At 60.6% G+C, this 25,039-nt stretch carries 29 protein-coding genes; 4 read left to right on the forward strand and 25 right to left on the reverse strand.

The window, feature by feature from the left end:
* Positions 1-91: 91 nt before the first annotated feature.
* Positions 92-487, forward strand: a complete 396-nt coding sequence (locus FHW76_RS04170; RefSeq protein ID WP_008803870.1) for a nuclear transport factor 2 family protein — start codon at positions 92-94, stop codon at positions 485-487.
* Here FHW76_RS04170 and cysM read toward each other — a convergent pair.
* The 5 genes from cysM to cysP form a co-directional block, all read right to left on the reverse strand.
* A complete protein-coding gene (gene cysM, locus FHW76_RS04175) occupies positions 484-1,395 on the reverse strand; it encodes a cysteine synthase CysM (protein WP_012540938.1) in 912 nt (303 codons plus the stop codon). The genes FHW76_RS04170 and cysM overlap by 4 nt on opposite strands.
* Positions 1,396-1,513: 118 nt before the next feature.
* Positions 1,514-2,608 carry a sulfate/thiosulfate ABC transporter ATP-binding protein CysA gene (cysA, locus tag FHW76_RS04180; RefSeq protein ID WP_012540937.1) on the reverse strand — a complete coding sequence of 365 codons (1,095 nt, stop codon included), beginning with the start codon at positions 2,606-2,608 and terminating at the stop codon, positions 1,514-1,516.
* The gene (gene cysW / locus FHW76_RS04185) at positions 2,598-3,473 is read right to left on the reverse strand and encodes a sulfate/thiosulfate ABC transporter permease CysW (protein ID WP_008803867.1); all 876 of its coding nucleotides are present in this window, start codon (positions 3,471-3,473) and stop codon (positions 2,598-2,600) included. The genes cysA and cysW overlap by 11 nt, the downstream gene beginning before the upstream one ends.
* Positions 3,473-4,306 (reverse strand): sulfate/thiosulfate ABC transporter permease CysT, encoded by an 834-nt coding sequence (cysT, locus tag FHW76_RS04190; RefSeq protein ID WP_042936728.1) that lies wholly within the window; start codon positions 4,304-4,306, stop codon positions 3,473-3,475. The genes cysW and cysT overlap by 1 nt, the downstream gene beginning before the upstream one ends.
* Positions 4,306-5,322 (reverse strand): thiosulfate/sulfate ABC transporter substrate-binding protein CysP, encoded by a 1,017-nt coding sequence (gene cysP / locus FHW76_RS04195; protein WP_082227915.1) that lies wholly within the window; start codon positions 5,320-5,322, stop codon positions 4,306-4,308. Before cysP ends, cysT begins: the two co-directional genes overlap by 1 nt.
* A 200-nt stretch (positions 5,323-5,522) precedes the next feature.
* Here cysP and FHW76_RS04200 point away from each other — a divergent pair, with 200 nt between their 5' ends.
* Positions 5,523-5,885 (forward strand): endonuclease domain-containing protein, encoded by a 363-nt coding sequence (locus FHW76_RS04200; protein ID WP_072025790.1) that lies wholly within the window; start codon positions 5,523-5,525, stop codon positions 5,883-5,885.
* Positions 5,886-5,981: 96 nt separating this feature from the next.
* Here the strand turns inward: FHW76_RS04200 and FHW76_RS04205 are convergent, their stop codons facing one another.
* The 4 genes from FHW76_RS04205 to FHW76_RS04220 all read right to left on the reverse strand — a co-directional run bounded on the left by FHW76_RS04205 (position 5,982) and on the right by FHW76_RS04220 (position 8,474).
* Entirely contained in the window at positions 5,982-6,881 is a 900-nt protein-coding gene (locus FHW76_RS04205; protein ID WP_008803864.1) for a Dyp-type peroxidase, read from the reverse strand.
* A 94-nt stretch (positions 6,882-6,975) separates the two neighbouring features.
* Entirely contained in the window at positions 6,976-7,551 is a 576-nt protein-coding gene (locus FHW76_RS04210) for an RpoE-regulated lipoprotein (RefSeq protein ID WP_008803863.1), read from the reverse strand.
* Positions 7,552-7,612: 61 nt separating this feature from the next.
* Positions 7,613-8,062, reverse strand: coding sequence for a DUF2919 domain-containing protein (locus tag FHW76_RS04215; RefSeq protein WP_008803862.1), 450 nt, complete (start codon positions 8,060-8,062; stop codon positions 7,613-7,615).
* Positions 8,049-8,474 carry a GNAT family acetyltransferase gene (locus FHW76_RS04220; protein WP_002913637.1) on the reverse strand — a complete coding sequence of 142 codons (426 nt, stop codon included), beginning with the start codon at positions 8,472-8,474 and terminating at the stop codon, positions 8,049-8,051. The genes FHW76_RS04215 and FHW76_RS04220 overlap by 14 nt, the downstream gene beginning before the upstream one ends.
* 211 nt (positions 8,475-8,685) lie before the next feature.
* Between FHW76_RS04220 and amiA the strand changes: the two genes are divergently transcribed.
* Positions 8,686-9,558: an N-acetylmuramoyl-L-alanine amidase AmiA gene (gene amiA, locus FHW76_RS04225; protein WP_008803861.1), complete on the forward strand. Its 873-nt coding sequence runs from the start codon at positions 8,686-8,688 to the stop codon at positions 9,556-9,558.
* Positions 9,558-10,457: an oxygen-dependent coproporphyrinogen oxidase gene (gene hemF / locus FHW76_RS04230; RefSeq protein WP_023298048.1), complete on the forward strand. Its 900-nt coding sequence runs from the start codon at positions 9,558-9,560 to the stop codon at positions 10,455-10,457. Before amiA ends, hemF begins: the two co-directional genes overlap by 1 nt.
* Positions 10,458-10,500: 43 nt before the next feature.
* Here hemF and eutR read toward each other — a convergent pair whose 3' ends face one another.
* From eutR to eutP, 16 genes are all read right to left on the reverse strand, one after another.
* Positions 10,501-11,553 carry an HTH-type transcriptional regulator EutR gene (gene eutR / locus FHW76_RS04235; RefSeq protein WP_110209660.1) on the reverse strand — a complete coding sequence of 351 codons (1,053 nt, stop codon included), beginning with the start codon at positions 11,551-11,553 and terminating at the stop codon, positions 10,501-10,503.
* A gap of 45 nt (positions 11,554-11,598) precedes the next feature.
* The gene (eutK, locus tag FHW76_RS04240; RefSeq protein ID WP_008803858.1) at positions 11,599-12,084 is read right to left on the reverse strand and encodes an ethanolamine utilization microcompartment protein EutK; all 486 of its coding nucleotides are present in this window, start codon (positions 12,082-12,084) and stop codon (positions 11,599-11,601) included.
* An 11-nt stretch (positions 12,085-12,095) separates the two neighbouring features.
* Positions 12,096-12,755 (reverse strand): ethanolamine utilization microcompartment protein EutL, encoded by a 660-nt coding sequence (gene eutL, locus FHW76_RS04245; RefSeq protein ID WP_008803857.1) that lies wholly within the window; start codon positions 12,753-12,755, stop codon positions 12,096-12,098.
* Between the two features lie 9 nt (positions 12,756-12,764).
* Positions 12,765-13,667 (reverse strand): ethanolamine ammonia-lyase subunit EutC, encoded by a 903-nt coding sequence (gene eutC / locus FHW76_RS04250; protein WP_012967471.1) that lies wholly within the window; start codon positions 13,665-13,667, stop codon positions 12,765-12,767.
* A 20-nt stretch (positions 13,668-13,687) separates the two neighbouring features.
* Positions 13,688-15,049, reverse strand: a complete 1,362-nt coding sequence (gene eutB / locus FHW76_RS04255; protein ID WP_012967470.1) for an ethanolamine ammonia-lyase subunit alpha — start codon at positions 15,047-15,049, stop codon at positions 13,688-13,690.
* 11 nt (positions 15,050-15,060) lie between these two features.
* Positions 15,061-16,464, reverse strand: a complete 1,404-nt coding sequence (eutA, locus tag FHW76_RS04260) for an ethanolamine ammonia-lyase reactivating factor EutA (protein WP_038421629.1) — start codon at positions 16,462-16,464, stop codon at positions 15,061-15,063.
* Positions 16,461-17,693, reverse strand: a complete 1,233-nt coding sequence (gene eutH / locus FHW76_RS04265) for an ethanolamine utilization protein EutH (protein WP_008803853.1) — start codon at positions 17,691-17,693, stop codon at positions 16,461-16,463. The genes eutA and eutH overlap by 4 nt, the downstream gene beginning before the upstream one ends.
* Positions 17,694-17,892: 199 nt before the next feature.
* The gene (gene eutG / locus FHW76_RS04270) at positions 17,893-19,080 is read right to left on the reverse strand and encodes an ethanolamine utilization ethanol dehydrogenase EutG (RefSeq protein ID WP_110209662.1); all 1,188 of its coding nucleotides are present in this window, start codon (positions 19,078-19,080) and stop codon (positions 17,893-17,895) included.
* Positions 19,070-19,909: an ethanolamine utilization protein EutJ gene (eutJ, locus tag FHW76_RS04275; protein WP_008803851.1), complete on the reverse strand. Its 840-nt coding sequence runs from the start codon at positions 19,907-19,909 to the stop codon at positions 19,070-19,072. Before eutJ ends, eutG begins: the two co-directional genes overlap by 11 nt.
* A 9-nt stretch (positions 19,910-19,918) precedes the next feature.
* Positions 19,919-21,322: an aldehyde dehydrogenase family protein gene (locus FHW76_RS04280; RefSeq protein WP_183476267.1), complete on the reverse strand. Its 1,404-nt coding sequence runs from the start codon at positions 21,320-21,322 to the stop codon at positions 19,919-19,921.
* A gap of 11 nt (positions 21,323-21,333) precedes the next feature.
* Positions 21,334-21,621 (reverse strand): ethanolamine utilization microcompartment protein EutN, encoded by a 288-nt coding sequence (gene eutN, locus FHW76_RS04285; protein WP_012967466.1) that lies wholly within the window; start codon positions 21,619-21,621, stop codon positions 21,334-21,336.
* Between the two features lie 128 nt (positions 21,622-21,749).
* Positions 21,750-22,040, reverse strand: coding sequence for an ethanolamine utilization microcompartment protein EutM (eutM, locus tag FHW76_RS04290; protein WP_000387720.1), 291 nt, complete (start codon positions 22,038-22,040; stop codon positions 21,750-21,752).
* Between the two features lie 38 nt (positions 22,041-22,078).
* Positions 22,079-23,095 (reverse strand): phosphate acetyltransferase, encoded by a 1,017-nt coding sequence (gene pta / locus FHW76_RS04295; RefSeq protein ID WP_012540923.1) that lies wholly within the window; start codon positions 23,093-23,095, stop codon positions 22,079-22,081.
* Positions 23,085-23,894, reverse strand: a complete 810-nt coding sequence (eutT, locus tag FHW76_RS04300) for an ethanolamine utilization cob(I)yrinic acid a,c-diamide adenosyltransferase EutT (protein ID WP_012540922.1) — start codon at positions 23,892-23,894, stop codon at positions 23,085-23,087. Before eutT ends, pta begins: the two co-directional genes overlap by 11 nt.
* Positions 23,891-24,580 (reverse strand): ethanolamine utilization acetate kinase EutQ, encoded by a 690-nt coding sequence (gene eutQ / locus FHW76_RS04305; RefSeq protein ID WP_032730882.1) that lies wholly within the window; start codon positions 24,578-24,580, stop codon positions 23,891-23,893. Before eutQ ends, eutT begins: the two co-directional genes overlap by 4 nt.
* Positions 24,558-25,037: an ethanolamine utilization acetate kinase EutP gene (gene eutP / locus FHW76_RS04310; protein ID WP_012540920.1), complete on the reverse strand. Its 480-nt coding sequence runs from the start codon at positions 25,035-25,037 to the stop codon at positions 24,558-24,560. Before eutP ends, eutQ begins: the two co-directional genes overlap by 23 nt.
* Positions 25,038-25,039: the final 2 nt, after the last annotated feature.

Below are 25,039 nucleotides of genomic sequence, written 5' to 3' on the forward strand. Positions count from 1 at the left end.
CAGGCACAGTCTTACCTGCATACCCTGCTCGCCCGGACGAATAAAACAGTCCCGGTGGCGGACAAATCGCTCACAAGAAGGAGCACCAGAGATGCATCACACTGACCTGGCACTGAAGGCGGTCATTGAAGCCTGCGACCGCGCTATCTCACAGGAAGATTACGATACCCTGATGGCCTATTACGCAGAAGACGCCGCGCTGGTCGTCAAACCGGGCATGGTGGTCAGAGGGAAAGAAAATATCCGCAAAGCCTTTATCGCCATTGCCGACTATTTCCAGCACCGACTGGTGGTGACTCAGGGGAAAATGGAGGTTATTGAAGGCGGCGGCAATGCGCTGGTGATTATGGAGACCCGGCTGGATATCCCGACGGCGGACGGGATATCCCAGGTCACGCGGCGCGCCACCTATGTCTTTCAGAAGCAGGGCGAGCGCTGGCTGTGCACCGTCGATAACTCCTACGGCACCGACCTGCTTGATGATTAAATGCCAGCCCCCTGGCTAAAATGTTCTTCGCCGAACACGCCGGTAGAAAGGTAACGATCGCCGCGATCGCAGACGATCGCCACCACCACCGCGCCAGGATTTTCACGGGCAATGCGTAACGCGCCCGCCACCGCGCCGCCCGAACTGACGCCGCAGAAAATGCCTTCCCGCACCGCCAGCTGGCGCATGGTATTCTCGGCATCCTGCTGATGAATATCCAGCACCGCATCCACCAGCGAAGCGTTAAAGATCCCCGGCATATACTCTGCCGGCCAGCGACGGATCCCGGGAATACTGCTGCCCTCTTCCGGCTGCAGGCCGACAATGGCCACCGGTTTACTCTGTTCGCGCAAAAAGCGCGATACGCCGGTAATGGTGCCGGTGGTCCCCATGCTGGAGACAAAGTGGGTGATACGTCCCGCGGTCTGCTGCCAGATTTCCGGCCCGGTGGTAGTGTAGTGGGCGTAGGGGTTATCCGGGTTGTTAAACTGATCGAGCAGTTTGCCCTCTCCGCGTTGCGCCATCTCGAGGGCCAGGTCACGGGCCCCCTCCATTCCCTGCTCTTTGGTGACCAGAATCAGCTCGGCGCCGTAGGCACGCATCGCCGCCCGGCGCTCCTGGCTCATGTTGTCAGGCATCAGCAGCTTCATGTGATAGCCTTTCAGCGCGGCGATCATCGCCAGCGCAATACCGGTGTTACCACTGGTCGCTTCGATCAGCACGTCGCCGGGCTGAATTTCGCCGCGCTTTTCCGCTTCGACGATCATCGACAGCGCGGCGCGGTCTTTTACCGAGCCGGCCGGATTATTGCCTTCGAGTTTGACCCAAACTTCGCTGCCGTTGTCAGGACCCAGACGCTGAAGCTTGACCAGAGGGGTATTGCCGATGGTGTGTTCGAGTGTATTCACGATTTTTACTCAATAAAAAAGCCGGGTTGCGCTTCGCTTACCCGGCCTACAAGACGCGTAAAAATTCCAGGCCCGGAAAGCGTAGCCTTACCGGGCGATAGACCTGCTCAATAAGCTATCAGGCCGACTCCGCCAGAGCAAGCTCGCCGCGCGGCTCGATACGCTCGGTACCGTTATACAGGCGCGCGTTTTGCAGGCCAACGAACAGCCGTTCGCCGCGGGACGGCGCCTCATCGCCCGCCAGCACCACGCTCAGCGGTTCGTCATACCACCCCAGAGGCTGAACGACTAATTGGGTGTAGTGCCCTTTCGGGCTGGCTTCCAGCACCTGCACCGGCAGCGGGGAATCCAGGCTGGTCCGGCGGCTGATGTCCACTTCCCACGGACGCAGGAACAGATCCACCGGCCCCTGGTATGTTGGGGTATAGCCTAACGGCCATCGGTGCGCGCCAACGTGGAACTGTCCACCGCGGATAATGCCCTGCAGGCGGTTTACTTCGCCCATAAACTCCAGTACGAAACGGGTCGACGGTTCACGCCACACGCGCTCCGGGGCATCGGCTTGTTCGATGTTGCCCTGACTCATCACCACCACCCGGTCAGCAACTTCCAGCGCCTCTTCCTGATCGTGGGTGACGAACACGCTGGTAAATTTTAACTCTTCATGCAGCTGACGCAGCCAGCGGCGCAGCTCTTTACGCACCTGCGCATCCAGCGCGCCGAAGGGTTCATCCAGCAACAGAATTTGCGGCTCCACCGCCAGCGCGCGCGCCAGCGCCACACGCTGTTTCTGGCCGCCGGACAACTGCGCCGGATAGCGATCAGCCAGATGGGCTAGCTGCACCATCTCCAGCAGTTTGGTCACTTTGGCTTTAATCGCCGCCGCATTGGGTCGTTCACGGCGCGGCAGCACGGTCAGGCCAAAGGCGATGTTATCGAACACCGTCATATGACGGAACAGCGCATAGTGCTGGAAGACGAAACCCACTTTACGGTCGCGGGCGTGCATCCGGCTGACGTCGGTGCCGTGGAAGCGGATATGACCGCTGGTCTGATGCTCCAGCCCGGCGATAATTCGCAGCAAGGTGGTTTTTCCGGAGCCCGAGGGCCCCAGCAGCGCAACCATTTGTCCGGAAGGGATATCCAGCGAGATATCATTCAGCACCTGGGTGCGACCAAACGATTTCTTAATATTGGCAATCTCAATGCTCATGATTTCCCTCCTGTTGCGCGCGTTCTTTCTGATTGGCCAGACGCCATTGCAACATACTCTTTAAAAACAGGGTCAGAATAGCCATTAACGTCAGCAGGGCCGCAGCGGTAAACGAGCCGACGGTATTGTAATCCTGCTCCAGTAGTTCAATTTGCAGCGGCAGCGACAGCGTTTCTCCACGAATCGAACCGGAGACTACCGACACTGCGCCAAATTCGCCGATGGCGCGGGCGTTGGTCAATACCACGCCGTACAGCAGCGCCCAGCGAATATTCGGCAACGTCACCCGACGGAACATCTGCCAGCCGGAAGCGCCCAGCAGCACCGCAGCTTCATCTTCATGACTGCCCTGGCTCATCATCACCGGCACCAGCTCGCGCACCACAAACGGACAGGTGACAAAGATGGTCGCCAGCACCATGCCCGGCCAGGCGAACATGATCTGCAGGTTATGCGCATCAAGCCAACCGCCCAGCGGGCCGTTAGAGCCATAAAACAGCAGATACACCAGACCGGCCACCACCGGCGAGACGGCAAACGGGATATCCAGTAACGTCAGCAGCAGCTGGCGGCCGGGAAAAGTAAAACGTGTCACCAGCCAGGCCAGCAGCGTACCGAACACCAGGTTCACCGGTACGGTAATCAACGCAATCATCACCGTCAGCCAGATGGCATGCAGCATGTCCGGGTTGGCCAGGTTTTCCAGCACCGGCATCAGCCCTTTGCTGAAGGCCTGGATAAAGATATAGAGCATCGGCACGACGAGGATGAAGGCGGAGACCACCATCCCGACGCCAATCAGAAACCATTTCCCCCAGTTGATGCGGGGCGCGTCGTAGCGTTTCAATTGAGTAACTTCCGCCATTAGTGACCTACCACGCGTCGACCAAAGCGACTCTGCAGGGTATTGATGGAAAAGAGCAGCAGCAGTGAGGCAGCCAGGATCACCGAGGCGATCGCGCTCGCCGCCGGATAGTCAAACTCCTGCAGACGAATAAAGATCATCAGCGAGGTCACCTCTGTCTTCCACGCGATGTTGCCAGCGATAAAAATCACCGCGCCAAACTCGCCGAGGCTACGGGTAAACGACAGGGCAATGCCCGCCAGCAGCGCCGGCGACAGCTCCGGCAGCACCACTTTGCGGAAACTCTGCCAGCGCGTCGCGCCCAGCGTTTCCGCCGCTTCCTCATACTCGGGTCCCAACTCCTCCAGCACCGGCTGCACGGTACGTACCACGAACGGGATGCTGGTGAAGGCCATCGCCACGGCGATGCCGAGCCAGGTATAGGTCACTTTAATATCGAACTTCGCCAGCCATTCACCGTAAATTCCGTTAACCGAAAACAGCGAAGCCAGTGTCAGGCCGGCCACCGCCGTCGGCAGCGCAAACGGCAGGTCCATTAAGGCATCCAGCAGCGTGCGGCCCGGAAAACGATAACGAGTGAGGATCCAGGCCATCAGCAGACCAAAGACGCCGTTAAAAATCGAGGCCACAAACGCCGACAGCAGCGTCACCTTATAGGCCGCCACCACCTGCGGATTGGTGATCACATCCCAGTATTGCACCCAGCTCATCTGCGCCAGCTGCATCACCAGCGCGCTGAGCGGTAATAACAAAATCAGACAGACAAACAGCAGGCTGGTGCCGAGGCTCAGGGTAAAGCCTGGCAGCACGCGCTTGGACGACACAGCAAACATTACTTACGCCCCGCCGCCAGCAGTTTGTCCAGTTCGCCGCCGCTGGCGAAGTGGGTTTTCATCACCTCAGGCCAGGAGCCAAACTTGTCCTCTACGCGGAACAGCTCGGTCTGCGGGAATTTACCCTTCAGGGCGTCCATCACTTTCGGGTTGTTTACCCGGTAGTAGTAGTCGGTAATGATGGTTTGCGCCTGCGGGCTGTAGAGCCAGTTCAGGTAGGCTTTCGCCGCCTTTTCCGTGCCATTGGCTTTGACGTTTTTATCCACCCAGGCCACCGGGAACTCCGCCAGAATGTTGGTTTTCGGGATCACCACTTCAAATCCCTGCGCCTCATACTGCTTACGAATATTGTTCACTTCCGATTCGAAGCTAATCAGCACATCGCCCAGGCCGCGTTCAGCAAAAGTGGTGGTCGCCCCGCGTCCGCCGGTATCAAAGACTTCGACGTTCTTCAGAAACTGGGTCATAAACTGTTCGGTTTTGGCTTTATCGCCGCCGTCGGCTTTATCCGCCGCGCCCCATGCCGCGAGGTAGGTGTATCGGGCGTTACCCGAGGTTTTCGGGTTCGGGAAAATCAGCTTGACGTCAGAACGAACCAGATCGTTCCAGTCATGAATGTTTTTCGGGTTGCCTTTACGCACCAGGAAACCCATCGTCGAATAGAACGGTGAGCTGTTGTTCGGCAGGCGGCTTTGCCAGTCGGCCGGGATCAGGTTGCCTTTATCATGCAGGATCTGCACGTCCGTCACCTGGTTGTAGGTGACCACGTCCGCCTTCAGGCCCTGCAGGATCGCCAGCGCCTGCTTGGATGAACCGGCATGCGACTGCTTAATCGTCAGCGTGTCCCCGCCATTGTCCTTCGCCCACTGCTGCTCAAAAGGCGGGTTGAGGGCGGCAAACAGCTCGCGGGAGACATCATAGGAGCTGTTCAGCAGCTCCGTCGCCTGCGCCTGCGCGGCCAGCAGCATGGAAGCCGCCAGCGCCAGATATCCTTTTTTCAGTGATTTAACGGCCATTGCGCACCCTTATCAACGTTGAACATTTTCTGATGATCATCATATTTATAACGGGTACGAAAGGAGTAACGGTTTTATATACCGTTTGGCGATTTGGAAGTCGAAAAGAGAATAAGCAACTGGCAAAGCTTTGCTGAAAGCGGCTCGCAGATTAGACGTGTCATTGTGACAAACGGCAGCCAGGCGTGCACTGTGTTTATATGAAAAACACACAGATATTTGCTCGTCAGCTCAGACGTAGCTTAACGCCAACAGAACGTCGACTATGGTACTTACTGCGCAACCGCCATTTTGCTTGCTATAAGTTTCGCCGCCAGCATCCCGTGGGTCCCTATATTCTCGATTTTGCCTGCTGCGCAACACGGCTGGCGATTGAACTGAACGGCGGCCAACACGATGAGAGGCGTGCCTACGATGTTCGCCGCACCCGCTGGCTACAGAGCCAGGGATGGCGGGTTTTACGCTTCTGGAATAATGAGTTTGAAGAGTATGAGGATGCGGTGATGCAGAGAATACTTGAAGCGCTTGAGTCGCCGATGCCCTCACCCCGCCCCTCTCCCTGAGGGAGAGGGAGAAAGAGAGTCCGCACGCAGATTCCATAACCGCACCGAACGGTTCCCTCTCCCCCTTGGGGAGAGGGTTAGGGTGAGGGGAAAAAATTACAGCGCCTGAATACGCTCCAGGGATGGCGCGAAGTAATAGCCGCCGGTCACCGGTTTAGTGAAGCGCAGCATCGCGTCGCGTTTGCCGTCGGTATCGCCGAACATGCTCAGCAGCTGCTGCTCGATGTTATACAGGCGCGCGCAGTAGGCGCAGAAATAGAGACCATGGGTGCCGCTGGCGGTGCCGTACGGCAGGCTCTGACGGACGATTTTCAGCCCTTTGCCATCTTCTTTTAAGTCCACGCGGCTCAGGTGCGACGTGACCGGACGCTCGTCGCCATCGATCTCTTCGTTGGCTTCTTTGGTACGGCCGATCATCATCTCCTGATCCGGTACGCTCATGCGGTTCAGCTGTTTGAGATTATGCTCCCAGCGCTGGACGAACACGTAGCTGCCGCCCGCGTCAACACCGTCTTTAATGACCGCCACTTCGCGGCGGGTTTCTTCCCCCGCCGGGTTTTCGGTGCCGTCGACGAAGCCGCTGAGATCACGCTCTTCCACCCAACGGAAACCGTGGATCTCTTCTTTCACGTCGATAGCATCGCCAAAGGCAGCCATCGCGGCCTGCGCCACCGAGAAGTTAACTTCATGGCGGGCGGATAAAATATGAATCAGCAGGTCATACTGGGTGGACGGCGCCAGCCCTTTGCCATAGACCGGAAAATCTTTTAACTCTTCCGCCCCTTCGCCGCCGCTCAGCTGACGCCAGACGTTATTGCCGAACGCCACCACCGCCCCGAGTTTGGCGTCAGGGAATTTAGCCTGGAAGGTGGCCACGTTATCGACAAAATTTTTGCTCGCTTCGCGCAGGGCGTTAACGTCCCCTTTGACATTGGCTTCAATCCAAATCGCCGCGCGGCAATGTTCCGGCAAAATGCCGCTCTGAACCTGAGACATCGCTCCTCCTGAAATGATGCAACCACAACGCTATCGCGTTGCTAACGCGCCATTGTAACCGTTTTTCAGGGCCGTCGTGTCTCTTCAGATCAATTTAGCGACGCCAGATAATTTTGCTGACCTTCCAGTTTTTCAGCGTATCGTCGGAGGGCATCAGTTCGTCCGGGCCGCTCCAGTGGCCGGTAAAGGCATAGCTGATATGCTGGCTCCCCTCGGCCTGACACTCGACGACCGCGCCATTGTCATTGCTGCCTTTCTGGCAGTTGCCGAAGGCTTTGCTGTACAGGTCGCTAAACGGTGTGCCGATTTTCACGCCGCTGGCGGTTTTGATTTCGGCATCACGCACGTCAATCCGGCTGATGGTACCGTTGTCGCCATTGATGGTCAGCGCCACGCTGTTGTCTTTCAGCGCTTCAAAATAGTGGACGATATTGCCCTTATCGGTCTTCATCCCGCTGCGTAAACGGTAGTCGCTCCCCAGCGCATCGCTAATAGCCTGTTCGTTGAGCGGCGTGGAAGCCGTCAGTTTACCCACTCCCTGCTCGGTCACCTCGGTGGAAGCGCCAAACCAGTTCCACGGATAGGCCGCCGACCAGTTGACTGCGCTCATCGTGGAGCAGCCGGTCAGCGCCAGCGGAAGCGCACAGAGCATTAAACGTAGCGATTTCATATCACAATCCTTTCTGAGTCATTCAACGCATGTTGGAGTTCACGATCGGCAAAAAGTGCCCTTAAAAGGTGGTCTGGCGAAAACAGGCGCCCAGGCGACGGCTGGTTAACAGCCACCACAGGGCATAGCCATCCGCCACCAGCAGCCCGATAGTTAGCGAGGAGGGAGATTCGCCGCTCAGCCATAGCATCGGCTGCCACAGCAACAGCAGCAATTGCGATAGCACCAGCAGCCAGCGCATCGCCCGCCACGCGCGCGGCAGGCGCTGACGGTAGCCGCTAAGCAGAAAGGCCAGCACCGCCGGCACGCCGGGAAGTAAACCGAGCCAGAAGCGGTCGTGATCGGGATAGAACAGATTAAGAATCGCGTCGCCCTGCTGGCGCGATGCGCCGGCCATCAAAAACAGCACCCACGTGCGGGCCTGCAACAACAGCACGCACCAGAAGAGCAAAGGCAGGCGCAGACGGCCATGGGCATCAAAATCGGCGGGGATAAACTCAGTATTCTTCATCTTCGATCAGGCGCTTGCCCAGGGTCAGGACATCGGCGTATTCATAGCCCAGCCGCTCATACATTCCCTGCACCACGTCGTTGTCTTCACGGACCATAATGTTGATTTTCGGGCAGCCGCGGGCAATCAGCTTTTTCTCGAGCCGGTTGAGCAGCGCGTTCGCGATACCCCGGCCACGATATTCCGGATGGACGCCGAGATAATAGGCCGATCCGCGATGACCGTCATATCCGCCCATCACCGTGCCGACCACTTCGCCATTCACTTCCGCCACCAGAAACAGGCTGACGTCATGATTCAGCTTGCGCTCAATATCCATCTCCGGATCGTTCCACGGGCGCAGCAGATCGCAGCGCTCCCACAGCGTCACAACCTCTTCGAAATCCTGCTGGCGAAAAACGCGAATCTCCATGGTATTCCCCACCATTGACGGTTAAAAACAGTGATTATGGCGCGAATATAACTGATAGCCAATATCAGGCGAAATCAGCGACAAAAAATGGCATAATATGACTTTGTCATGTATTGAAATGAAAAGTAAAACAATTCTTATTTTGAATGGTCGTAACGGCAAACGCGATACGATATAACATTGGACATCACTTGTTTACAATTCAGGCCGAATGAGCACTTTTAAACCCTTAAAAATACTTGCTTCGCGCCGTCAGGTGCTGAAAGCCGGGCTGGCTGCGATGACGCTGAGTGGCGTCGCCGCACAGGTCAGCGCAAAAGAGCAGCCACTGAAAACATCAAATGGACACAGCAAACCCGCCGCTAAAAAGGCCGGCGCCCGCCGCGTTGTGATGCTCGACCCGGGCCACGGCGGTATCGACACCGGGGCTATCGGCCATAACGGTTCGAAAGAGAAGCATGTAGTGCTGGCGATCGCTAAGAACGTGCGCAGCATTTTGCGCAGCAACGGCATCGACGCCCGCCTGACCCGCACCGGCGATACCTTTATCCCGCTGTACGACCGCGTGGAGATTGCCCATCAGCACGGCGCCGATCTGTTTATGTCGATCCATGCCGACGGCTTCACCAACCCGAGCGCCGCCGGCGCCTCGGTGTTTGCGCTGTCAAACCGCGGCGCCAGTAGCGCCATGGCAAAATACCTCTCCGACCGCGAAAACCGCGCCGATGAAGTTGCCGGTAAGAAAGCAACCGATAAAGATCATCTGCTGCAGCAGGTGCTGTTCGATCTGGTGCAGACCGACACCATTAAAAACAGCCTGACGCTGGGCTCGCATATCCTGAAAAAGATCAAACCGGTGCATAAGCTGCACAGCCGCAATACCGAGCAGGCGGCGTTCGTGGTGCTGAAGTCGCCGTCCATTCCGTCCGTGCTGGTGGAAACCTCGTTTATCACCAACCCGAACGAGGAGAAACTGCTCGGCACCACCGCTTTCCGGCAGAAAATCGCCACCGCGATTGCCAACGGCATTATCAGCTATTTCCACTGGTTCGATAACCAGAAAGCCCATTCGAAGAGACGTTAATGAAACCCGATGCCGCGCAGGTTAAAACTTTTCTGCTCCAGCTCCAGGACAACCTTTGCCAGCAGCTGAGCGCTGTCGATGGCGCACCGTTTATTGAAGACGCCTGGCAGCGGGAAGGCGGTGGCGGCGGGCGCAGCCGGGTGTTGCGCGACGGCAACGTGTTCGAACAGGCCGGGGTTAACTTTTCTCACGTCCATGGCGATGCGATGCCCGCCTCGGCAACGGCCCATCGCCCGGAGCTGGCCGGACGCAGCTTTGAAGCCATGGGCGTCTCGCTGGTGGTTCATCCGCTTAACCCCTATGTGCCCACCAGCCATGCCAACGTGCGGTTCTTTATTGCCGAAAAGCCTGGCGCCGACCCGGTGTGGTGGTTCGGCGGCGGCTTCGATTTAACCCCTTACTACGGCTTTGAAGAGGATGCCGTCCACTGGCATCGTACCGCCCGCGATCTGTGTCTGCCGTTCGGCGAAGCCGTCTATCCGCGCTATAAAAAATGGTGCGATGATTACTTCTATCTCAAGCACCGCCAGGAGCAGCGCGGTATCGGCGGTCTGTTCTTTGACGACCTGAATACCCCGGATTTTGACCACTGCTTCGCCTTTATGCAAGCGGTCGGGAACGGCTATGCTGACGCCTATTTACCCATCGTCGAACGCCGAAAAGCCACGCCGTACGGCGAGCGCGAGCGCCACTTTCAGCTCTATCGCCGCGGCCGCTACGTCGAGTTCAATCTGGTCTGGGACCGCGGCACCCTGTTCGGCCTGCAGACCGGCGGGCGTACGGAGTCGATTCTGATGTCGATGCCGCCGCTGGTGCGCTGGGAATATGATTATCAGCCCGAGCCCGGCAGTCCCGAGGCGGCGCTGAGCGAGTTTATTCAGGTGCGCGACTGGCTGTAACGGCCGGATGGCGGCTGGCCACCCGGCAGCGGCGTCGCTTCGCTCACACCCACTGGCGCAGGCGATGGTGCAGCGTCATCGACGGTTTCTCAGCAAACAGCTGCTGATAGTCGGTGGCGAACTGCCCCAGATGCCAGAATCCCCACTGCATGGCCGCCTCCTTGACCGTCTCCCGCTCTGACCAAGGACTTATCAGCTCCCGGCGTACGGCGTTCAGACGGATCCGTTTGAGCCAGGCGTTGGGGCCAATCCCCAGAATCGCCTGGAAGGCGTTTTGCAGGGTGCGACGGCTGACGTACAGCTGCTGGCACAGGTCGAGAACGGTTAGCGGCTCCGCGCTGTTTTCCAGCACATATTCGCGGGCCTGCGCCAGCAGGCGGCGGTAGCTCTGGTGGCTGATACTCTCCGCGCTCACCATCGGCTGCGCCTCTTCCAGCATCGTCCCCATCGCCAGCAACAGATTATCCCGCAGCACCTTGCGCACCACAGGCTGATGAAGGGTATCCGGATGCTCGCTGAAGGTGGCCAGCGCCTGCTGCACAAACCCCCACAGCGCGGCCTTATGCGGCTCCCGAACTGCCAGCGCTGACTGGTTGCGTAGCATATGCAGCACTCGCTCCGGGTGGTGCAGGAAACTGGCATGGCGAGAAATCACCTCCTGGGAAATGACTACTCCGAGGATGGTGTAATCATCCGGTGTGCTGAGCTCGAACTCCGTACCGCCGGGACGGGTGGCGATTTCTGCCCGGCCCAGGCACTGCGAACCGATAAACCCCTGCTCTCCCCGCGCCGCCGGAATACCAAACCAAAAGGCGTTCGGCCAGACCACGCAGGACTGGCGCAGCGCCAGCCCGGTATATTCGCGAAAGACCTGGATCTCATCGAGCAGAATTTCGGTAAACTCGCCGCGAAACTGCCCCGGATGCAGCTGATCGTAAATCTGTTGCCAGGCGGTAATGGTCAGGGCGTGCTCATACACATCGGTTGTGTGTCGTTGATGAATATTGTCAATTTCAACCTGGGGCGTCAGCCGGGTATTTTCAGGTAACGCCTCGCAACAGAGATGGTGCAAATTTGCAGAACGACGCTTTTTCATAATCGTTAAAGCCGGGGGCAAGCCGCTCCCGGCACCTCCGACAGGTTATGGATTTTTGAGACGATAGCGGCTACTGCGTTTGCGTAGCGTCCCTGCGGAAAAGAGCTGATCCAGCGCCTGGCGGGCCTTATCCAGCGGCCAGGCAAAATGCGCGGCGACCTCGCCGGCCGTCATGCCCTGACGAACTGATGCCAGCAGCGTCAGTAACGCTTCCGATGATGCCGGGTCAGCAGGCGGCAGGGGCGCTGGCGGCGGTGGCTGAAAGCCGCCGATCAGCCACTGGGTATCCTCTTCCGGACGGCCGATTTCCCGACGGCTGATCACACATCCGGTTCGCTCCGCCGCTACGCTTCCGGCATCCAGCGCGGCACGACAGGCCGCCAGATCCCCCTCCACCACCAGCGTCAATCTGCCGGGGTCGAGCACTTCATGACTGAGCAGGCGCACATTGGCCGCCTTGAGCATGGCATCCGCGGCGTCTACAGCGGCGACCATGCCCTCCACTTCCAGCAATCCCAGCGCATTGATCATCGCTCCCTCCGTTACGCACGCTGAACAGGATGACGGGCAATATCGAGAACGGCATCGGTAAAGGCGTTGCAGGCGGCTTTACAGGCGGCCTGACTTCCCGTCAAAAAGGCGGCCGAATAGTTGGTTTCCGACGGCGGCGGGACGTAGGTCACCAGCTGAACGTCGGCAGACTTCATCGCCGCATCGATGCCGTACGTCGCCTCCAGCGGCGGCGCCACCAGATAAGCGATCGGATCGCCCAACGCGATGCCAGCGGTGGATGAAAGATAAGAGCCGGTACGCGACACCACGTGCGCCAGAAACGCGGTATCTTGCGCGTCGTTAGCCCACTGGAACGCCGCCCCGCTTTCAATATGCGCCATCATGGCATCCAGCCCGGCGCGAACTTCCGCCGGGTTCGGGCCGCCGAGCATAATCAGCACTTCACCGGCGGTGGGCGACGGGCCGTGAGCTGCTCCGGCATACAGGGAGCGGCCATAGACCACCTCCACCATCGCCTGCTTTGTCGCTTCATCGGCGGCAATATACGTCACGTCATCAGAATCTGCCGTGATGAGTCCGAGGCTACGTATATGTGGCGGTAATTTAAGCTCCCGGGCAAAACCGTCATTCACCGAGGCAATGACGCGCATGGCAGTGACCGAGGGTCGAATCAAATCTAATGCGGGCATGATGCCTCCTTAACGGCTCATGTTGATACCGGAGGCTTTCTGCTCCAGCATGCGTTTGGCTAAATCCACGATCACCGCGGCGGCTTCTACCGGCGGGGTGCCGCCCTGGTGAATATTGGAGATACAGGTCCGGTCGGCCTCGACGGTGGTCGCCACCCGCGGGGAGTACACCGCGTAGCAGGAGAGGCTCTCTGACTGGCCAAGTCCCGGGCGCTCGCCAACCAGCAGGATCACCACCTTCGCGCCGAGGATCTCGCCGATCTGATCTTCAATCTTGACGCGGCCATAGCGCACGAAGAACGGCGTCCCGACCTTCAGACCCGCCTGTTTCAGGCCGGCAAGCAGCGGCGGCAGGATCTCTTCGTAGTTGGCGGTGATGGCATCCGTCGACAGGCCATCGGACACCACCACCTGCACATCCGGATCCATCACGCACTGCGCCTTCAGCGCATCGATGGCCTCCGGACTGAGACGGCGTCCCAGATCGGGGCGCGTGAGGTAGCGATTTTTGTCGCTGATTTCCGAACGCACTTCCAGCAGCCCCTGCGCTTTCACCCACGCCTCCGGCACCTCTTTGAGCACCGTATCTTTCGAGCGCGAGTGATCCGCCAGGAAGCGCAGCAACGCGAGGGTGCGCGGACGCGGACCGGCGCGACCGGTGCAAACGCGCGCTGCGGTGCTGCGTTTCAGTTCGGTCAGCACTTCGGCGCGGTGCGGATGTTGTACGCCAATCCAGGCTTTCGCTTCCGCAGAGCCCAGATCCAGCGCGCAGCTTTCCACTGTTGCGTCGGTGGCGCACGCGGCAGCGTGGCAGGCCGGCGTCGTCGCTACGGGGGCCTCTGGCTGTGTCTGTGGCTGTCCCATTGACGCCATTACGCTGCGTACAATGTCTTCAATCTGTTTTTGATCCATGATGTGTCATCCCCGCGTCATCAGAAGAACAGTGACGGATCGCCCGCCCGTTTGGTCAGACGACCATTTGCCATAATGCCCATCCGTTCCAGCCAGCCTTCGAACTCCGGTGACGGACGCAGACCCAGCAGCTGGCGCACGGTCGCGGTATCGTGGAAGGCGGTAGTCTGGTAGTTGAGCATGATGTCGTCGCCGAGCGGCATGCCCATGATGTAGTTGCAGCCAGCGGTCGCCAGCAGGATCATCAGGTTTTCGTTGAGGTTCTGATCGGCATCGGCATGGTTGGTGTAGCAGCAGTCGCAGCCCATCGAGATGCCGCTCAGCTTGCCCATAAAGTGGTCTTCCAGCCCGGCGCGAATAATTTGTCGGTCGTTATAGAGGTACTCCGGCCCGATAAAGCCCACCACGGTGTTGACGAGGAACGGATCGTAGTGCCGCGCCAGGCCATAGTTACGCGCTTCCATCGTCACCTGGTCGGCGCCGAAGTTAGCGCCCGCGGAGAGCGCCGAGCCCTGCCCGGTTTCAAAGTAAAGACAGTTCTCCCCGGCGATGCGGTTAAACTCCGCTCCCACCGCCCGCGCTTCATCGAGCATCGCCAGTTCGACGCCGAACTCTTTTAGCCCTTTTTCGCTGCCGCAGATGCTCTGGAAGATAAGCCCCCCCGGCGCGCCGCGGCGGATAGCTTCGATCTGGGTGGTGACGTGCGCCAGCACGCAGCCCTGGGTCGGGATGGAAAACTTGTCGATCACCCCGTACACCGTATCCAGCACGCGACTCAGGTTCTCCACGTCGTCAGTGACCGGGTTGACGCCAATCACCGCGTCGCCCGCACCGAAGGAGAGCCCTTCGTAGATTTGCGCGGCAATACTCTGCACGTCGTCGCGGGTATCGTTCGGCTGCAGGCGGCAGCTAAAGGTCCCCGGCAGACCGATGGTGGTATTGGCTTTTTTGATCACCGGCATTTTTTTGCCGCCATAGATCAGATCGGCGTTGGAGCAGATCTTGGCCACCGCCGCCACCACCTCGGAGGTCAGCCCTTTGCGGACAAAGGCGATATCGTCGCTGGTGACCTCGTCGTTGAGCACGTATTCGCGCAGGTCGCTGATGGTCCAGTGTTTGATCCGCTGATAGGCGGTTTCGTTCACGTCATCCTGGATCAGGCGCGTCACGCAATCCTCCTCATAGGGGATCACCGGGTTATTGCGGATATCGGCCACCGTCATATCGGAAAGCACCTGCTTGGCGGCCACGCGCTGCTGCGAACTCTCCGCTGCCACGCCCGCCAGCACATCCCCCGAACGCAGTTCGTTGGCTTTCGCCAGCACCTCTTTAACATCCTTAAACTGATAAACATTGCCGAACAATGTGGTCTTTAGTTTCATAAGTCGTTCCCTCAGGAAGGAAATGCGAGTGATTTCACCGTCACCGGCACAACCGATCCGCCAAAAAGAGGCGTACCAATGTCGATATAGTCCCCCGCCCGGACGCTCACCTCATCGATGACCGCCAGCGGAAGGTGTGGAAGCTGCGGCCGCAGCAGCATGCCCAGCGCTTTGCCAAAATCCTGCTCGGCCACCAGCAGCAGCGGACGCGGATTGGGAAAGCGGGCGACAAACGCCAGCAGGGCGTCAATTACGGTCAGTAAGGTGGCGTAGCGCACCGGAAGTGAAGCGGGAAGCGCCAGCACGTAAGCGTCCGCCTCGGGGGCCAGATCGAGCTGCGTCAGCGCCTGCCGCCAGGCGTTCGGCAGATCGGCGGCATCCTGCGGGATAGCCACCGGCAGATTGCGCAGCGGCAGTTGAACCCTCTCCAGCCAGATGGTGCTCCCGGACAGGGACAGCGTATGCGCCCCGGCGCCAATCACCGTGGCGCGCACGGTTTGCGTCGGAAACTGCACGTTCATTTCACGCAGGCGCGGATGCTCGTGCAGGGCCGTGGCCAGCAGCGGCCCGATATCGGAAAAACAGAAAGGATCGGCGGGTTGATGGCGGTAGCACTCCCCCACTCCGCCGGAAAGAGTAATCACCTCCGGCTGAACACCCGCAGGCAGTACTTCGGTTTGCATCAGCCCCTGCGCCAGCGGTGAGAGCCTGCCGTCGATCACCTCAACGATCAGCCCCGCCATCCGGCGCGCCACCTGCGCCAGCTGACCCGCAGTCAACGATAAAGCATCGGTTCCCGGGCCGAATACCGCATCGACAATCCGCTGTCCTGGCGAGTGCGCGTGGACCACGCGCCCCTGAGCGTCGGTTTCCAGCAGGCGGCCGCCGACGTTGAGGCAGGCGGTGGCGCTGAGGTTACCGGCGTCAAACAGGGCATAGTTCGAGGTACCGCCGCCAATATCGATATTAAGCACCCGGCACATCCGCTGCCGGGACAAGGTCTGCGCCCCGGCGCCTTGTCCGGCAATGACCGACTCCAGGTGCGGCCCGGCGCTGGCGACGACAAAATCGCCCAGCGACTGCGAGAGCGCCATCACCGCCGGGCGGGCATTGCGGGTTTTCGCGCTTTCACCAGTGATGATGATCGCCCCGGAGTCCACCGCTTGCGGGGCAATCCCGGCGGCCCGGTACTGAGCCAGAATCAGCGCCTCAAGCTCGGCCTCTTTCAGTTCTCCCTGCTTATCAACCGGCGTAAAAAAGACCGGGCTTTGCCAGCTAATGTCGCGTTTGATGAATTCGTAGCGCGGCACCTGGGAGACCGCCGCGCGGTTCACCAGCTCGAGGCGCGAGAAGATCACCTGCGTGGTGGTGGTGCCGATATCAATACCGACGCTCAACAGCTGGCGCGTGTTCACGAGTGCGCCTCCGCTTCGGTGTTGGCAGGCGCCGGTACGTTTTCATCTTTTGGCACCAGCAGCATCGCCACGCCAATCGCGGTAACGCCGCCGACCAGCTTGCCGACGATCATCGGGAAGATCATGGCGTTCATGTTGGCCGCCGCAAAACCGAGATGGTCGCCGAGGGCGAACGCCGCTGACACTGAGAAGGCGCAGTTGATCACTTTTCCACGGGTATCCATCTGCTTCATCATGCCGAACATCGGGATATTGTTCGCGAGGGTAGCGACCATGCCGCCGGCAGCCATATTGTTGATTTTGAGCAGATTACCGACACGCATCAGCGGCTTTTCAAACCAGCGGGTCAGCAGGAGCACCATCGGGTAAGCGCCGAGCAGCACGCAGGAGATAGAGCCAATGACTTCGATGGCGCGCATCACCTCGCCGGGCTGGTCACCAGGCGCCATAAAGATCGGGTCGAGTCCTGGGATCAGCTCCCAGCCGAGCAGGAACTTGATCACCGCCGCCGCCAGGCCGATGGTGATCAGCGCCACGAGGAATTTGGCGAAGATCTGGAAGCCGTTGATCATTTTTTCCGGAATGAACTTCAGCCCCAGCGCCACCAGCACGGCGACGATGATCACCGGGATCATATTCATCAGGATCAGCGCGAAGGTAAACGCTACCGGCTGGCCGTTGATCTCCACCCCGGAATACATCGCCACCAGACCGCCGGCGATACAGCCGATAGGAATAGTGACAATGCCCGCCAGCACGCCGAGCGCCAGCCAGCGGCGATCGGCAGGTTCGATAATGCCGAGCGCCACCGGAATGGAGAACACAATGGTCGGCCCCATCATGGAGCCGAGGATCAGGCCCGAGTACATCCAGGCCGCCACGTCGCCGCCCGCCAGCTCTTTGGCGAGGAAGAAACCGCCCATGTCGCACGCCAGCAGCGTGCCGGCAAACATCGACGGGTTGGCGCCGAGCATCTCATACAGCGGGATAATCACCGGACCGAGCAGATGGGCCAGCACCGGCGCCAGGGCGGTCATCCCGACCATCGCCAGGCCCAGCGCGCCCATCGCCATAAACCCTTCTTCAAACTGACCGCCGGATCCCTCAATGCTTTTCCCCAGTTTGCCGAGAAAGCGCGCCGAGCCGCCGAACTGCGACAGGATCCTGTCCACGGCGGCAATCAGCATAAAGAACATCATGATGTACATGATGATTTCGTTAATTCCCATAGCCCTTACTCCCTGTCATTTATGATTGGTAGATACTGTGAATACCGGGACATTAGCCGCACTCGGGGAACTTTCCCGGGTCGCGGCGTGAACGCCTTACCCGGGCTACGGCATAGCAGACGGCTGTGATCCTGTAGCCCGGCTAAGCGCAGCGCGAGCCGGGAAAGCCACAGCCACACGCCTCCGGGAAAATCCGCATTTATTGCGCCGCCGCGTACAGCTCGATAATCTGCTCCCGGGTGGCGGTGCGTGGATTGGTGCGCAGACAGATGTCGTCCTGCGCCGCCTGTGCCCAGGTGGCGTAGTGCGCGGGCGTCGCGCCGGCATCCGACAGCCGCATCGTCAGACCGACTTCCGCAATCAGTTCGCGCACGGCGGCGATTGCCTCAAGGTCATCGGTTTTCCTGCCGGTCAGCGCCCGGCCGATCTGGCTGAAGCGCCCCCGGCACACCATACGGTTGAAGCCCATCACCGTTGGCAGCAGCATGGCGTTGGCCAGACCGTGCGGAATATGCAGCGCCGCCCCCGGCTGATGCGCCATGGCATGGCATAGCCCCAGCCCGGCGCTGGAAAACGCCATCCCCGCCATGCAGGAGGCCAGCAGCATGTTCTCCCGCGCCGCCAGATCCTGGCCGCAGCCCACCGCTTTCGGCAGCGCTTCGCCGATCATGGCTATCGCCCCCATCGCCAGACTGTCGGTAAACGGCGTGGCGTGACGGGCGCTGTAGGCCTCGACGGCGTGGGTCAGCGCATCAATCCCGGTCATCGCCGTGACAGGCGGGGGAACGCCCTCAGTTACGGCGGCGTCGAGGATCGCCACATCCGGCATCAGCGAGGCATGCGCCAGCACCTGTTTGCGTCCACTCACCGCATCGATAATCACCGTCACGTTGGTGGTTTCTGACCCGGTGCCGGCGGTGGTCGGCACCGCAATCAGCGGCAGACGTGGCTGTAATTCGCTGTGCTCCGTCATCTCCCCCAGCGTCTGCTCAGGGTTGGCGACCAGCAGCGCCACCGCTTTCGCCGCATCCAGCACCGAGCCGCCGCCGAAGGCCACCACGCCGTCGCAGCGCGCGTCCCGCAGCTGGGCGACCGCAGCGCAGACATCGGTGACGCAGGGTTCGCCGGCGGGACAGGGCCAGAGGGTCATGGCAACCCCTTTCATCGCCAGGCTACGCTCCAGCCCGGCGGTCATTCCCGCCTGATGGAGAAAACGGTCAACCATGACAAACAGATGCTTCAGGCCCCGGGCCTGCGCTTGCGGGCCGCAGGCCGCCAGCGCGCCGACGCCGTGCAGCGTCACCGGCGGAACGTTGAAGCTTTTCACTTGCTGAAGATTCAGCGTATCGAAGGCGTGGAACAGCGCCGTCTGCAGTTCAGCTTGCATAGATCCCCTCCGCTTTTTCCCTCCCGCTGTTGGCGATTGCCAGCGGGGTCATAAACAGGCTGTGCCGGGGTAAATGCACCTTCAGCGTCGGGAAACATTGGCAAAAAAGCGCCCTGACGCCCGGCTGCATGCAGGCGCCGCCTGCCAGCCACAAATCACCAATCCCTTGTCCGGTAATATGTCGGGCGACAATCTCAGCCATCTTCTCGTACACCGGTTTCACTACCGGCCAGATCTCTCCGGCATGGCGGCGCTTGTACTGCTCAGCCTCTTCCAGCCCGATGCCGCGATTCCCGGCCAGAGTCAGGGAGATATGGTGTCCGCCGGTGGCTTCATCCGCCGAATACGTCACCCTGCCCTGTTTAACGATGGCGATCCCGGTGGTGCCGCCGCCGATGTCCACCACCCCGGCATTATCGAGCTGCAGCAGATCCGCCACCGCGGTGGGCTCATCCAGCACATGACTGATCTCCAGCCCGGCGGACTCCAGGACGTTGATCGAAATGCGCGGATCGGTGCCGGGCGGAAACGAGGTCGCCGCATGCGCAAAGCGGCAGCCCAGCTGCTGTTCGAGGGTCGCGAGATGACGGCGCACGAGGGTGACGGCGCCGAAGAAGTCCCAGACGATGCCGTCGCGCACCACATCGGCCCAGTCAAGACATACCGCAACCGGCTGGCCATCGCGGTCGACCACCATCGACACCACATCGCAGGTGCCCAAATCGATGCCCAGCCACAGCGGCGACTCGCTGGCGGCGGGCGCCTGGTTACACAGGGCAGCGGCTTTTTGCAGTCTCGGCGAAAGCCAGCGTTGTTCGTCGTGCGCCATGTTCATCCCTTATACGATTCGAAACGCATCCACCAGCACGCAGCGGCGCAGACGAACGAAGGTCCGCGCGCTGGTTACCCCTTCCCCGGTTGGGGTGGTGATGGTCATGGTGGTCCAGCCCTCACCGCCCAGCCCAAGCCCGGCGATGCACGGCCCGTTTTTGACGAAGATGCTGGTGTCGATGGCATTCGCCATCTGGTGCATGTTGTCGATATTGCGCGAGTGCATCGCCGCCGTATGGTGGCAGCCGCCTTCCAGTTGCACCGCCAGGGCGATGGCCTCCTCGACGTTCGCCACCCGCACCACCGGCAGCACCGGCATCATCATTTCAGTCACCGCAAACGGATGGCTGGCAGGGGTTTCCACGAACAGCAGGCGGGTTTGCGCCGGCACCTGCAGGCCAATCGCCGCGGCGATTTTGCCCGCATCGCGGCCGACCCAGTCGCGGCTGACCGTGCCTTTGCCGCGCTCGTCGATATTTTTCAGCAGCAGCGGCTGGAGCTGTTCGGCCTGCGCCGCCGTGAGTTTCACCGCCTGCTGGCCTTCCATCAGGCGCATCAGTTCGTCGGCGACGCTATCGACCACGATCAGCACCTTCTCGTCGGCGCAGATAATGTTGTTATCAAACGAGGCGCCTTTGACGATCGCTTGCGCGGCGCGCGGCAGATCGGCGGTCTCATCCACCACCACCGGCGGGTTGCCGGCCCCGGCGGCAATCAGGCGTTTGTTGGTATGTTTGCGCGCCGCCTCGACCACTGCTTCGCCGCCGGTCACCACCAGCAGGCCGATACCAGGGTACTTAAACAGCCGCTGGGCAGTGTCGATATCCGGGTTCGCCACGGTCACCAGCAGGTTGGCCGGGCCGCCGGCGGCCACTACCGCCTGGTTAAGCAAGGTGATCGCCCGCTGCGAGACCTGTTTCGCCGCCGGATGGGGGGCAAAGACCACGCTGTTGCCGGCGGCAATCAGACTGATGGCGTTGTTAATCACCGTCGCCGCCGGATTGGTCGAGGGCGTGACCGAGGCCACCACGCCCCAGGGCGCGTTTTCAATCAGCGTCAGGCCGTTATCGCCGGTCAGCACCTGCGGAGTCAGACACTCCACGCCCGGCGTACCCCGTGCCTGCGCCACGTTTTTGGCAAACTTATCTTCAACGCGTCCCATGCCGGTCTCCGTCACCGCAAGCTCCGCCAGTTCACGGGCATGCTTTTCACCCGCCTCACGAATGGCCTGAATCACCTGCTGACGCATCGCCACCCGCTTTAATCCCTGCTGGGCCACCGTTGCCGCCGCGACAGCGTCATCCAGTGAGGCAAAAACGCCCCTATCATGAACGGCGTCAGCAGGCTGACTGCTGTCTTTCATTTTCAGCAGTACCGCTTTCACTACCTGTTCAATGTCCTGTTGATTCATGATTTTTCACCCTACTTATGGAAGAGCACCTGACCATCGGCCGCAGCCTCATCCACGATGCCAATCACGCACAGATCGACCGGAGAGGCGCCATGTGCGTGCGCCTGTCGCGCCGAGCTGCCGCTGACCAGCAGCACCCACTCCCCGCATCCCGCGCCGATGTTGTCGATGGCGACCGCGCATTGCCCGTCGGGTTCGCCGCGGGCATTGAGCATCTCCACCATCAGCAGTTTGTCGTGGGCCAGCCCTTCATGGCGTACGGTGCAGACCACATATCCGGTTACGACAGCCAGCTTCATGTCCATCTCCGCGTGTGATGTGCAGGCCGGAAAAGCGCAGCGCCATCCGGCATTCATGCCTTTTCATGGCCGGATAGCGACGCGCTGACGTCTCATCCGGCCCGAACTTTCCGGCACCCCCTCCCCCGTTAGATGTTGCTGTCGCCCTTGAAGCTGATCGGGAAGACCTCTTCCAGATCGCCATGCGGGCGCGGGATGACATGTACAGAGACCAGCTCACCGATACGCTGAGCCGCCGCCGCCCCGGCATCCGTGGCGGCTTTGCACGCCGCGACATCGCCGCGCACCATGGCGGTCACCAGGCCGCCGCCGATCTGTTTCACGCCTACCAGCTTGACGCGGGCCGCTTTGACCATGGCGTCGGAGGCCTCAATCAGTGCAACCAGGCCCCGGGTTTCAATCATTCCTAATGCTTCCATTGTGTTTTCCTCTCATAAGGGGTCCTGAAGGGGACCATTCATTCAACCAGCGTGGACGAGTCGGGGATCCGGCTTGCGTCCGTCTGGCGCGGTACCGACGCCACCAGCGCCAGTTCGATAATTTCCTCTACGCTACAGCCTCGCGAGAGGTCGTGAAGCGGGGCGGCGAGGCCCTGGATCAGCGGCCCGATGGCGCGATATCCACCCAACCGCTGGGCGATTTTGTAGCCGATGTTGCCCGCCTCCAGCGATGGGAAGACCAGCACATTGGCCCGCCCCCGCAGCGGGCTGCCGGGCGCTTTGTGCGCAGCGACGTCCGGTACAAAGGCGGCGTCAAACTGCAGTTCGCCATCGACCATCAGCTGCGGCGCCCGCTGACGCACGATCTCCGTGGCCTGCTGGACGTTAGCCACACAGGGATGCCGGGCGCTGCCGTGCGTGGAGAAAGACAGCATTGCCACCCGCGGCGCTTCGCCAGCGATCGCTTGCCAGGTCTCGGCGCTGGCAATCGCGATATCCGCCAGCTGCGCCGCCGTCGGCTGCGGCACCACGCTGCAGTCGGCAAACCCCAGCGGCTGGCCGGCATACTGCGGCAGCATCAGAAACAGCGAAGAGAGCGTTTTACACCCCGGCTGCAGGCCGATAAGGCGCAGACCGGCGCGCAGCACGCTGGCGGTTGACGAGAGATTCCCGGCGATACACACCTCGGCCTCACCGCCGCTGACCATCGCCGCGGCGAACATCAGCGGGTCGGCCAGCTTGTCGACGGCGTCAGCGGGCGCTTTATCGCCGGCGCGCGCCTGCCAGGCGGCGGCAAACGCCTCGCGCATCGCCAGGTTGCTGTGCGGATCAATGATCTGCACTCCGGTCAGCGGCAGACGTTCGCCAAGGGCGAACTGCCGCAGCGCGAAGGGACTGGCGACGAGGATCGGACGCGCCAGGCCCTGCTGCTGCAGATAATGCGCCGCCTTCAGCACACGGACGTCCAGCGCATCCGGGAACACCACTCGGGCGGGGGCGCGCAGCGCCAGTTTGCGGCATTGGTCAATGATCATCTTCACCTCCCAGGTGCTGCTGCAGCTGGCTGAGGGTTGGCGGCGAATCCGTCACGCCCAGGATCATCATCACGTAGACCGCGCTGGAGAGACGGTTGAGCGCTTGCATAATATCGGCGCGCCGGACCGCAAATTGCGGCGTGATAAACACCTGCGCCGCGGTCACCTCCGCCTCGCGGACTTTGCCGCGCAGCAGATTAAGCAGCGCGACCTCGCGCCCATGGCGGGCCTCCGGCACCAGGTGATCGTGGCCCAGGAAGCGCAGCGGCTGATGGGACAGACGGTGTAACTGTCCCTCGCTGAATCCGGCTATCGACTGCGCCGCCAGCGGCTCCTCCAGCGCGTCGGCGCGCATGATGTTGCCCAGCCGCGAACGGATATCCATCAGCCACGGCTGCCAGGACTCCGCCAGTTCAATTTGCAGCCACACCGTCAGAGCGATGGTGCTGTCCAGCACCGCACGGAAGGCCAGCCGCGGATCGTTTTTCGCCACCAGGGTATCGGCCGTCAGGTGGGTCAGGGTGTCCGGCTTTTTATCCACCGGCTGGTGACAGAGCTCGCAGCAGGCCTGGGGCGGATGGTCGCGGCTGGTCAGGACATGCACCGGCTGCGGCGTCTGTTCGTCATCCTCGACAAACAGGCGCCCCTGGCGGTCGAGAAATTTGACCCGCAGATGCCGACTTTCCAGCAGCTCCCTCGCCGAGGGCGTCAGGCGAGCGTTGGCAGGAAGATGGATTTCACCGCCTTCGCTGAGCGTATGATTCGCTCTGAGCCACGCTTCGGTAATGAAATCGTTCATAGCGATTGCCAGTTTGCCGGCCAGGCGACGTACAGGAAGCGCACCGTCGACGGGGTACCGAATTCGATGCTGGCGCCTTTCGGGATAAACATGACGTCCCCTGCTTTGGCAATCAGCGTTTCCCCCTGATGGCGCACATGCAGCTCGCCCTCCAGCACCATATCGATTTCGTCGTAGTTCAGCGTCCACGGGAAGAAGGCGTTCTCCCACTGCATAAATCCGGCGGCCATGCTGCTGCCATCCTGGTCGGTCACCAGATCCGTTAAGCCAACGCAGTGCGGCTGGGCGCCGTCGAAGCGGCCAAACTTCACGCTGCTGCCGTCGATCACTTTGATGCCGCCTTTGCCGGTCACGGAGTCAAATCCTGGCTGCATCGCCTCCTGCTCCAGGGACTGCTTCTCCTTCATCACCTTTTCCATCAGCTGCGCCACCAGGCTTTCGGTAAACTGGCCTTCCGGCAACTGCGCCAGGATGGTTTCGCGGATCCGCTGGCTTTCCGTTTTGTCGCTGTTCGCCGCTGTCGCCGCCGGCGCGGCGCCATCATCCTCGGTGATAGTGAATCCCAGCAGCTCGGCGACTTCGCGCGCTTCCGGGGTGATAATGCTGGCGCGCAGAACAACTGACATCGCCTGTTCGCCGCGCGCGTGGGCGGCACGAATATCGTTAGCGGTAATGAGTTTCTTCACCTGGCCCTTCCTCCTTTTGGCTGAGCTCACTCAAATAATTTTCCAGCGACGCGACGCTTTGCGGATCGCAACCGTTGAGGGCGAAAACCGGCGCCTGAAACCCCATCCCGTCCAGCAGCTGCCGCACCGCGGCGAGGTTGGCATCCGGCAGATCCGTTTTACTGATCGCCACGATAAGGTGCTTTCGGCTGCCAATATCCAGTAACCCGGGAGGCAGGCGACTTTCGGTATCATTGGCCGCGTGGACATAAATCAGGGTGTCCACATCCTGCAGGGTGGTAATTAAGGCGTGATACCAGCGCGGATGGCTGAAATATTCCCCGGGTGTATCGATGTCGCCACGATCGTTAAATTCCAGCGCCTGCGTTTTTCTGGCGAGGGAATAATTTCCCTGCAGGGCATTAAATAATGTGGTTTTTCCTGCACCGACGGCGCCGACAATGGCAATACGCTTCATGG

Origin of the sequence: Klebsiella sp. RC2 (assembly GCF_014192815.1) — a bacterium.
Taxonomy (GTDB): domain Bacteria; phylum Pseudomonadota; class Gammaproteobacteria; order Enterobacterales; family Enterobacteriaceae; genus Klebsiella; species Klebsiella variicola.

Excerpts from the sequence above, each read along its gene's own strand:
- cysA (WP_012540937.1), bottom strand. The coding sequence starts at position 2,608 with ATGAGCATTGAGATTGCCAATATTAAGAAATCGTTTGGTCGCACCCAG.
- cysT (WP_042936728.1), bottom strand. The coding sequence starts at position 4,306 with ATGTTTGCTGTGTCGTCCAAGCGCGTGCTGCCAGGCTTTACCCTGAGC.
- cysW (WP_008803867.1), bottom strand. The coding sequence starts at position 3,473 with ATGGCGGAAGTTACTCAATTGAAACGCTACGACGCGCCCCGCATCAAC.
- FHW76_RS04200 (WP_072025790.1), top strand. The coding sequence starts at position 5,523 with ATGAAAAACACACAGATATTTGCTCGTCAGCTCAGACGTAGCTTAACG.
- eutR (WP_110209660.1), bottom strand. The coding sequence starts at position 11,553 with ATGAAAAAGCGTCGTTCTGCAAATTTGCACCATCTCTGTTGCGAGGCG.
- pta (WP_012540923.1), bottom strand. The coding sequence starts at position 23,095 with ATGATCATTGACCAATGCCGCAAACTGGCGCTGCGCGCCCCCGCCCGA.
- eutL (WP_008803857.1), bottom strand. The coding sequence starts at position 12,755 with ATGCCCGCATTAGATTTGATTCGACCCTCGGTCACTGCCATGCGCGTC.
- amiA (WP_008803861.1), top strand. The coding sequence starts at position 8,686 with ATGAGCACTTTTAAACCCTTAAAAATACTTGCTTCGCGCCGTCAGGTG.
- cysP (WP_082227915.1), bottom strand. The coding sequence starts at position 5,322 with ATGGCCGTTAAATCACTGAAAAAAGGATATCTGGCGCTGGCGGCTTCC.
- FHW76_RS04210 (WP_008803863.1), bottom strand. The coding sequence starts at position 7,551 with ATGAAATCGCTACGTTTAATGCTCTGTGCGCTTCCGCTGGCGCTGACC.
- eutM (WP_000387720.1), bottom strand. The coding sequence starts at position 22,040 with ATGGAAGCATTAGGAATGATTGAAACCCGGGGCCTGGTTGCACTGATT.
- eutN (WP_012967466.1), bottom strand. The coding sequence starts at position 21,621 with ATGAAGCTGGCTGTCGTAACCGGATATGTGGTCTGCACCGTACGCCAT.
- FHW76_RS04205 (WP_008803864.1), bottom strand. The coding sequence starts at position 6,881 with ATGTCTCAGGTTCAGAGCGGCATTTTGCCGGAACATTGCCGCGCGGCG.
- FHW76_RS04215 (WP_008803862.1), bottom strand. The coding sequence starts at position 8,062 with ATGAAGAATACTGAGTTTATCCCCGCCGATTTTGATGCCCATGGCCGT.
- FHW76_RS04280 (WP_183476267.1), bottom strand. The coding sequence starts at position 21,322 with ATGAATCAACAGGACATTGAACAGGTAGTGAAAGCGGTACTGCTGAAA.
- eutC (WP_012967471.1), bottom strand. The coding sequence starts at position 13,667 with ATGGATCAAAAACAGATTGAAGACATTGTACGCAGCGTAATGGCGTCA.
- eutG (WP_110209662.1), bottom strand. The coding sequence starts at position 19,080 with ATGCAAGCTGAACTGCAGACGGCGCTGTTCCACGCCTTCGATACGCTG.
- eutK (WP_008803858.1), bottom strand. The coding sequence starts at position 12,084 with ATGATCAATGCGCTGGGATTGCTGGAAGTGGAGGGCATGGTCGCCGCT.
- FHW76_RS04220 (WP_002913637.1), bottom strand. The coding sequence starts at position 8,474 with ATGGAGATTCGCGTTTTTCGCCAGCAGGATTTCGAAGAGGTTGTGACG.
- eutP (WP_012540920.1), bottom strand. The coding sequence starts at position 25,037 with ATGAAGCGTATTGCCATTGTCGGCGCCGTCGGTGCAGGAAAAACCACA.
- eutB (WP_012967470.1), bottom strand. The coding sequence starts at position 15,049 with ATGAAACTAAAGACCACATTGTTCGGCAATGTTTATCAGTTTAAGGAT.
- FHW76_RS04170 (WP_008803870.1), top strand. The coding sequence starts at position 92 with ATGCATCACACTGACCTGGCACTGAAGGCGGTCATTGAAGCCTGCGAC.
- hemF (WP_023298048.1), top strand. The coding sequence starts at position 9,558 with ATGAAACCCGATGCCGCGCAGGTTAAAACTTTTCTGCTCCAGCTCCAG.
- eutJ (WP_008803851.1), bottom strand. The coding sequence starts at position 19,909 with ATGGCGCACGACGAACAACGCTGGCTTTCGCCGAGACTGCAAAAAGCC.
- eutT (WP_012540922.1), bottom strand. The coding sequence starts at position 23,894 with ATGAACGATTTCATTACCGAAGCGTGGCTCAGAGCGAATCATACGCTC.
- eutH (WP_008803853.1), bottom strand. The coding sequence starts at position 17,693 with ATGGGAATTAACGAAATCATCATGTACATCATGATGTTCTTTATGCTG.